Source organism: Longimicrobium sp., assembly GCF_036280135.1.
In the GTDB taxonomy this organism is placed as follows: Bacteria; Gemmatimonadota; Gemmatimonadetes; order Longimicrobiales; family Longimicrobiaceae; genus Longimicrobium.
In genome coordinates, this window is sequence record NZ_DASURI010000305.1 from 1 (window position 1) to 3,943 (window position 3,943).

The following is a 3,943-nucleotide window of genomic DNA, read 5'->3' on the forward strand; positions in this document are numbered from 1 at the left end:
CATCGTAGCACCCGGAGATCGTCTGCCAGTCGCTTGCGCTCAATCCGGTGGAACTCATGCAATCACCATTGCCACCTCCATCACAGGAGAAATCCAGCTGAAGCCATGGATCGCACTCCTCCTCCGGACCAGGTACGACAACGATGATGGGATCGCAGCAGGCAGGCGCCTGGGTTGCATCATCCGGCGCAACCACGGTGTTCAGGCGCGCGTCTCCATCCCGCTGGTCAGGAAAAGTCGGTGCATCCTGACAGCCGGCGAGAGCAAGGGCACCGACAACAAGCAAGTAACGGATGAAGGGTGACCGCATGTCAGCACCGGGGCTGGAGAACGTATCAGGACGAAAGGATCGCTGGACTGCATCATCGGAGGTGATGCGACTCGCGGATTGATGTAAATCGTACACCGATACCCGAGAATTGTCAAATCAGTACGGGTGTCCGGCGGAGATGATGGAATCTTGGCAGACATCATTACTCCCTACACCAGCGACTTGTAAAACACCGTCGTATCGCAGGGCTGGCCGTTGGGCATGAGGGCGTAGTTGGGGATGACACCCACGCGCACCCAGCCCAGGCGCGTGTAAAGGCGCTCCGCGTCACTGCCCGTGACGGTGTCCAGCACGAGCAGCGTCTTGCCTGCGGCACAGGCAGCATCCGCGGCGGCGCGCATGAGGGCGGCACCCAGGCCCTGCCGGCGCGCGCTTCGGTGGACGAGCATCTTGGCTACGTCCGCGCGGTGCGGCTGGTTCTCCGGCAGGTCGCCGATCACCTGCACGGTGCCGATGATCGCGCCGGCCCCATCCTCCGCCACGAGCAGGATCCGCGTTCCCGCCGCCATCCCGTCCGCGACCTTTCGCCAGAACGCGTCCGCTGTTTCCCGCGCGAGCGGCGCCATGAAGCTCACGGACGCACCGCCTTCCACGCAGTCTACCAGCACGGCGGACAACTCGGCGATGCGCGCCGCGGCCTCGTCCGCCGTCAGGGCGCGGATGACGAACGGTTCGGATGCAACGGTCACGGTGTGGCTCCGCGATGGCTGGCGCGCCCGGCCGGATCCGCTGCCAGGGCAACCAGATAGCGCGCGTCCACGTCCGCCGGGTTGCGGAACGCGGTGGGGCCGTCCAGGCGCATGGCCAGGCAGTCGCCGGCGTCCAGCGCGTGCGTAACGCCGCCGGTCGTGAGCTCCAGCCGCCCCTCCAGCACCCAGACCTGCTGGCTGATGCCCACGGCGCGCGTCCCCGGCGTGTCGTAGGCCACGCGGGTGCCGGCCGGCAGCACCACCTCCACGAGTTCGATGGGCGAGGGATGGCGCGGCGGCGACAGGTTGCGCCGCACGTAGCCCGTCTCCGGGTCGCGCCACGTGGCCTGCTCCGCCCGCCGCGCCACGGGTGATGCGTCCGCGCGCGCGTCGTCCGCGAAGAGCGAGGCGATCGTAACGCCCAAGCCGGCGGCCAGCCGGTCCAGCACGGCCGCCGTGGGGCTGCTCTTTCCCCGCTCGATGAGCGAGATCATGGAGCGGCTCACGCCCGCGCGCTCCGCCAGCGCATCCAGCGTGAGCCCCCGCTCCGCCCGCAGGCGCGCCAGCCGCGTGGCTAGGTGCGCGTGGATGTCTGCATCATTCGATTCCATTATACTAGGATGCAATTCCAGCATTACAGAGTCAAGTGCAGCCAAGGGCGCGTAAGTAGCGGGATCCATCTGGCCGCTTTCACGCGCAGTCAGCCCACGACGGGGATGCTTTCGAGCATCCCGTGACGATCCGTCACGGCGGGACCCGCTCCTATTGAGCGCACCGCGACCGCTCTCCATACCCGACCATTTGACGTGGGAATCCGGCCCATCCCATTGTAATCCTGCCGCACTTCTCCCCTGCCCCACGCCCCTGCCGATCCGGAGCCGACAGCCCCGTGTACGGCGTGAACATCCCTGTCATCTTCTACCTGCACCGCAAAAGGGGGCTTGCTCGTCCTGTACATCCTGAACATCATTGGCCGCGTTCGCTCGCCGCTGGTGATGGCGGACGCCCCCGCACCTGAACCGCCGTTGCATTACGGAACGTGGACGCGCCAAAGACGGTGACATGAGGCCGAGGCGAATACGCTCGGCGGGAGTGCGGGACGGAAGCAGCGGGTCAATCTGCGCGAGAAAGCCGTCGCACCGCGGCGGATGAGCTTGCGCGCGGGCCGAGTGAGCTCGTGCGGCGTTCACCTCAACACGGAGAACCGCATGCGAGACCGAATTCGACTCCTGGCGATCGCGGTGGTGGCGCTCGGCGGAGGAACGCTCACCAGCGCGCGCCCGGCGCACGCCACCTACGCGCCGCCACCGCCGCCGCCCCAGTACTGCTGCTGCGAGATGACGTCCTACGGCAGCTGCCAGAGCCGCTGCTGCGGACCGCGCGGGTGCAGGATCACGGCGGACGGCTGCCAGACGGCCCAAACGTGATCGCGTCCCAATCACCAATCGACCAAGGAGAACGGAAATGACCAACCGAATCCGTGTCCTCGCCGGGTCCATCACCCTCGCCGGCGGTGCCCTGCTGCTCTCCGCTCGCCCCGCGTACTCCACGATGGTGCTAAACCCCGTGGACCTGGGTGACCGCTTCTGCTGCGCGGGCGATCTGAACGGTGACGGCAAGGCGGAAACCTTTTGCTGTTACCGCGGCGGTTGCGCGGTCGGCCCGACGGGTTGCACCCGCGCGAGCGCGTAAGGCAGGAGGGCGGTCCTTCGACGGTGGTGGTGAGCAGCCATCACCGTCAGCTACCAGCTTTCATTTGCGGAGGTACGATGCTTCCCACCGACAAGCTCGCGATGCCGTTTCTCGTGCTACTTGCGATTCTATCCCTGGAGGGGTGCGAGCCCGCGCCCGTCGTGGACACCCCGCTCACGTTCGAGGTCACGGAAGTCACCCGCAGCGCAGGGGACGTGGAATTCAGCCGCATCACGGACATCGGGGTGGATACCCGCGGTCTCGTCTACGCTGGCGACGGGCTCCAGCGCGTTCTCGTACTGGACGGGCGGGGCCGGCTGGTGAGGGAGTTCGGCCGGATGGGTGGAGGACCCGGCGAGTTCCAGTCCATCGGCAACGTGCACCTTCTCCCGGGCGACAGCCTGTTCGTGTATGACGGCCTCGCCCACCGCGCCACGGTTTACCGTCCCGGCTCCGACCGGGTGGCGTATACGACCCTCTTTCCCGAACCCGGCTACTCTTTTCCGATGGACATCGAGCCCTGGCGGGACGGCTCCGTCATCGGGCACTTCCGGCGGATCAACGGCGATGTCCCCATCGCGGGCCAGCGTCGCGACGACGTGATCCGCCTGCTGAACCGGGACGGGTCCATCCAGCGAGACACCGTCATCACCGTAATCGAGCCCGAGGTGCAGGAGGTTCGCACGGACCGGGGAGAGGGGTTCTTCCTGCCGTACTGGGCCCGGCAGACGCTGGTCCGCTGGGACGCGCAGGGCAACATCTACACACTATGGACCGATTCAGCCCGGGTGCACGTCTACGACGTTTCCGGGCAAGAGCGGCGCAGCATTCCCATTCGCCTGGATACCCAGCGACTGCCCCTGACGGACGCGACGATCGACAGCGTGGCGCAGCAGAACGCAACCCAGGACATCCCCGCCCGCGCGCTCACCCGTGCGTTCCGGTCCCGGTGGGAAACCTGGCCGCTCGTGGAGAACATGCTCGTCGACGACCGCTCCCGCGTGTGGATCCAGCCGGTGACGCACACGCCGGAGTCCCGCTGGATCGCCTTTGACACCACGGGCAAGCAGGTCGCCACGCTGCGGCTTCCACGCGGCGTGCAACCGCGCCTGATCCAGGCGGACCGGATCTACACCGTGAGCAGTGATTCGCTGGACGTGCAGTCGCTCGTGGTCTACCGCCTCGAACCCTCCCCCACCCCAACACGGGAGCACCCATGAGAAGCGGCTTT

At 66.9% G+C, this 3,943-nt stretch carries 6 protein-coding genes; 3 read left to right on the top strand and 3 right to left on the bottom strand.

Annotated elements, in window-relative coordinates:
• From VFZ20_RS09685 to VFZ20_RS09695, 3 genes are all read right to left on the bottom strand, one after another.
• The coding region (locus VFZ20_RS09685; RefSeq protein ID WP_329683663.1) for a hypothetical protein at positions 1-310 on the bottom strand (310 nt) is incomplete at its 3' end.
• 170 nt (positions 311-480) lie between these two features.
• Positions 481-1,020 (bottom strand): GNAT family N-acetyltransferase, encoded by a 540-nt coding sequence (locus VFZ20_RS09690; protein WP_329683664.1) that lies wholly within the window; start codon positions 1,018-1,020, stop codon positions 481-483.
• Positions 1,017-1,631, bottom strand: a complete 615-nt coding sequence (locus VFZ20_RS09695) for a helix-turn-helix domain-containing protein (RefSeq protein WP_329683665.1) — start codon at positions 1,629-1,631, stop codon at positions 1,017-1,019. Before VFZ20_RS09695 ends, VFZ20_RS09690 begins: the two co-directional genes overlap by 4 nt.
• Before the next feature lie 597 nt (positions 1,632-2,228).
• On the opposite strand from VFZ20_RS09695, the gene VFZ20_RS09700 reads away from it, so the two are divergent.
• The 3 genes from VFZ20_RS09700 to VFZ20_RS09710 all read left to right on the top strand — a co-directional run bounded on the left by VFZ20_RS09700 (position 2,229) and on the right by VFZ20_RS09710 (position 3,932).
• Entirely contained in the window at positions 2,229-2,447 is a 219-nt protein-coding gene (locus tag VFZ20_RS09700; RefSeq protein WP_329683666.1) for a hypothetical protein, read from the top strand.
• Positions 2,448-2,484: 37 nt separating this feature from the next.
• Positions 2,485-2,712, top strand: a complete 228-nt coding sequence (locus VFZ20_RS09705; protein ID WP_329683667.1) for a hypothetical protein — start codon at positions 2,485-2,487, stop codon at positions 2,710-2,712.
• A gap of 77 nt (positions 2,713-2,789) precedes the next feature.
• On the top strand, positions 2,790-3,932 hold the full coding sequence (locus VFZ20_RS09710) for a hypothetical protein (protein ID WP_329683668.1): 1,143 nt from the start codon (positions 2,790-2,792) through the stop codon (positions 3,930-3,932).
• Positions 3,933-3,943 lie beyond the last annotated feature (11 nt).